Origin of the sequence: Arthrobacter sp. Soil736, from assembly GCF_001428005.1 — a bacterium.
Classification (GTDB): Bacteria; Actinomycetota; Actinomycetes; order Actinomycetales; family Micrococcaceae; genus Arthrobacter.
Genome location: NZ_LMSB01000057.1, coordinates 1,771 through 5,259, shown reverse-complemented (window position 1 = coordinate 5,259; position 3,489 = coordinate 1,771). Strand labels below are relative to the sequence as shown.

The window sequence follows — 3,489 nt, the reverse complement described above, 5'->3', positions numbered from 1 at the left end:
GTGTTGCCGTGGACAGATCAATGTAAAGACAAACCCAAAGGGGGCGTCAGCAACACTTAGAGCCACACCGCAACACAGCCAATTCCATCATTACTGTCAACACCTAAAGAGTTGCCATTGAAGTCCCGCCACCGAGGAAGCCAGGAATTTCTTGAAATTATTCCTGTCAGTCATGTCGTCCCAACCCGGCCACTCCATGAACAGATGTACGACCAAAACCGGCCGCCAAGCCATCGAGAAAAGGAGGCACCAATAATCTCACATCCCAGCAAGCGCAGGGTCTGCAGCCAGGACACCTGACCGCCAGCCCAGACAACTGAACAGGCCACCGAGACGCCGCAAAGTCTCGGACCCGCGTCAGAGGGAACCAGGTACAGGCCTTTAAGGCGAAAACCCCAATGACGAGGGGATATGCTGTGCCCGAGGTGGGACTCGAACTGCATTCCAGCCCTTGCGAACACTGGGCTCCCCCGGAAACATGCGGAATCCGGTCCAGTCCGGCCCCGGTACGACCCGATCCGAAGCCTATGGTGTGCACATTGTGCACACCCTTCTTCGCCTTCGCGGCCGGCAATCCCAGTCCGTCGGAACTGGCAGCAGCACGACACTGACCCGCCCGAACCCGACGCCGAGCACGGTGCAGCCGGCTGCTTGGAACTGGCGTCCGGCGATTCCGGTGCGGCGGGTGTCAGGCCGCCGGTTCTTCGACTTTCACGGCGGAGATTTCGAATTCAAGGGTGATCTTGTCCGAGATAAGGACCCCGCCGGAGTCAAGAGCCGCATTCCATGTGAGACCGAAGTCCTGCCGGTCAATCCGGCGTGAGCCTTCAAAGCCCGCCCGGAGATTACCCATGGGGTCACGTTCGACGCCGATGAAGTCCAGCGGGATGGCGATGTCCTTGGTGACTCCGCGGATGGTGACGTCACCGCCAACGATGAAGTGGCCGTCGTCGACCTGGTCCACCCGGTTGCTGGAGAACGTGATCTCCGGAAACTGCGGTGCGTCAAAGAATTCGTTAGTACGCAGGTGCTGGTCGCGGTCCGCATTGCGAGTGTCGATGCTGGCCACCTTGATGGTCATCCGTGCCGACGACTGCTCAGGGTTTTCGGCATTGACGTGGATGGCGCCCTCAACGTCGTTGAACGCCCCGCGCACTTTGGTCACCATTGCGTGGCGCGTTGAGAAACCGATGCGGGTGTGGGTGGGGTCAAAGCGCCACTCACCCGAAAAGTCCGACAAGATTTCAACCATGGAATGCTCCTGTGCAGGCGTGCCGGCACAGGGACTGTGCTGCGGAAAGGTGTAGCAACAGTATCAGACCGGCACCCTGGGACATTAACTTCCGCCCCATGCGTAACACAAACTCACCGATGTTCTACGGCATCACGTGTACACGGGTGTCGACAATGTCCACGCCACCTTTGGCCGGACAAAAGCGCGCCAACTTCTCCCCCGGCTCACAGGAAGGAGCGAACCGGAACAAAAAACCTCCAAGAAATTTCCAGCCGGTCAAGTCAACACCACAACCACACGGCATGAATAATGAATGACCAACCACATCCACAGAGCAAGCCAGAAAGGAGACCCGAATGACCCCACATCCCAGCAGGCGGAAGGACCACCAGCCAGGGCTCTGATCTCGCCACCGACAGTCGAATATGCGACCGCGGCGCCAGGCACAGACCGCGGCCAGTGTCAGAGGGACCCGCGGAGGGTCAATGTCCACACGTTAAAGCAAAACCCCCTCTGACGAGGGGGAATGCTGTGCCCGAGGTGGGACTCGAACTGCATTCCGGACCTTGCAGACACTGGACTCTCCTGGAAACATGCGGAATCCGACCCGATCCGACCGATATACGAGCCAGTCCGAGGCCCAAAGTGTGGACAGTAATGATGGAATTGGCTGTGTTGCGGTGTGGCTCCAAGTGTGGCTGACGCCCCTCGCCTTGGGGTTTGTCTTGACATTGATCTGTCCACGGCAACACAGCTGCAGTAAACGCGGCGGCCAGATGGACATGACCTCATAGGAGCCTGTTCCGAAGAGTCCCATTACTGTCTTGTCTGCCCACCCGGCCGGCGTGCCCCTTTCTCATCGCATGCAACGAAAGACCAGGGCAGTTTTCATCATGGCAAAGGAACAGCTTAAAGTCATCGCCGGGATCGACACCCATTCTGATACCCACCACGTCGCCATCATCACCGACACCGGCCGGCACCTGGCCGACAGGGAGTTCAGTGCAGCGGGATCCGGCTACCGAGGGATCATCGACTTCTTGACCCGCTTCGGTACGCTCCTCGCCGTCGGCGTGGAAGGAACCGGCAGCTACGGCGCCGAACTCTCCCGCGTGCTCGCCCACCAGGGCATCCACGTCGTGGAGGTGACGCGCCCGAACCGGCAGGCGCGCCGGCTGCAGGGAAAATCCGACCCGCTCGATGCCTACCAGGCCGCCGAATCCGTGCTCGCCGGCCACGCCAGCGCCACCCCGAAATCCCGGGACGGAGCGGTGGAATCCCTGCGCGTGCTGCGCGCCGAGCGCGCCACGGCGATGCGGGCCCGGGTCGCCGTGATGGCCCAGGTCAAGGCGATCCTGATAACCGCGCCGGAGACCCTCCGCGCCAGGTACCGAGCCATGACGAGCCCGGCCTTGATGGCCGCCCTGGAGAAGACACGACCCGCGGGAGCGCCCTCCGAGCCGCTGGCCAGCACCGCTACGGTGCTGAAACGACTCGCCGTCCGCTACCGGCACCTGCACCAAGAGCCGGCACTGGTCGACGCCGAACTCGACGCCATCCTCACCCTCCACGCACCGATGCTGCGCGATCTTCACGGCGTAGGCACCGACGTCGCCAGCCAACTCCTGGTCACCGTRGGAGACAACCCCGAGCGAGTCACCACGGAGGCGAAGTTCGCCGCCCTCGTCGGCGTCGCCCCGATCCCCGCATCATCGGGAAAGACCTCCCGGCACCGGCTCAGCCGGGCAGGTGACCGGCAGGCCAACAAGGCCATCCACCGCGTGGTCCTCGTAAGGATGCGCTACGACAGCCGAACCCGCAGCTACGTGGCCAAGAGACGACAGGAAGGAAANGGCTCAGCCGGGCAGGTGACCGGCAGGCCAACAAGGCCATCCACCGCGTGGTCCTCGTAAGGATGCGCTACGACAGCCGAACCCGCAGCTACGTGGCCAAGAGACGACAGGAAGGAAAGAGCACCAAGGAAATCATGCGCTGCCTCAAACGCTACGTCGCCCGGGAAATCTACGACCAACTCCTCCACCCGCACCCCGCCCCGGACCCCGGACCCCTGCGGACGGTGCGGACAGCCAAGCGGCTGACCCTCCAGCAAGCCGCCGACGCCCTGCACGTCTGGCCGACCGCGCTGTCCCGCCTGGAACGCGGACTCACCCACGACAACGACTTCCATAAACGCTACGAAACCTGGCTCAACGATCAATCCCCTGACACCACACAGACTCCGCATCGTGGGTTGG

At 62.1% G+C, this 3,489-nt stretch carries 1 protein-coding gene and 1 pseudogene; one reads left to right on the top strand and one right to left on the bottom strand.

Annotated elements, in window-relative coordinates; translation table 11 throughout:
* Window positions 1–688: 688 nt before the first annotated feature.
* Window positions 689–1,252, bottom strand: coding sequence for a YceI family protein (locus ASG92_RS24560; protein ID WP_056634843.1), 564 nt, complete (start codon window positions 1,250–1,252; stop codon window positions 689–691).
* 845 nt (window positions 1,253–2,097) lie between these two features.
* Between ASG92_RS24560 and ASG92_RS24555 the strand changes: the two are divergent.
* A pseudogene (locus tag ASG92_RS24555) lies at window positions 2,098–3,086 on the top strand (IS110 family transposase); the annotation flags it as partial.
* Window positions 3,087–3,489: the final 403 nt, after the last annotated feature.

Bases quoted from the DNA above. Each gene is read 5' to 3' on its own strand.
- ASG92_RS24560 (WP_056634843.1), bottom strand. From the start codon at position 1,252: ATGGTTGAAATCTTGTCGGACTTTTCGGGTGAGTGGCGCTTTGACCCC.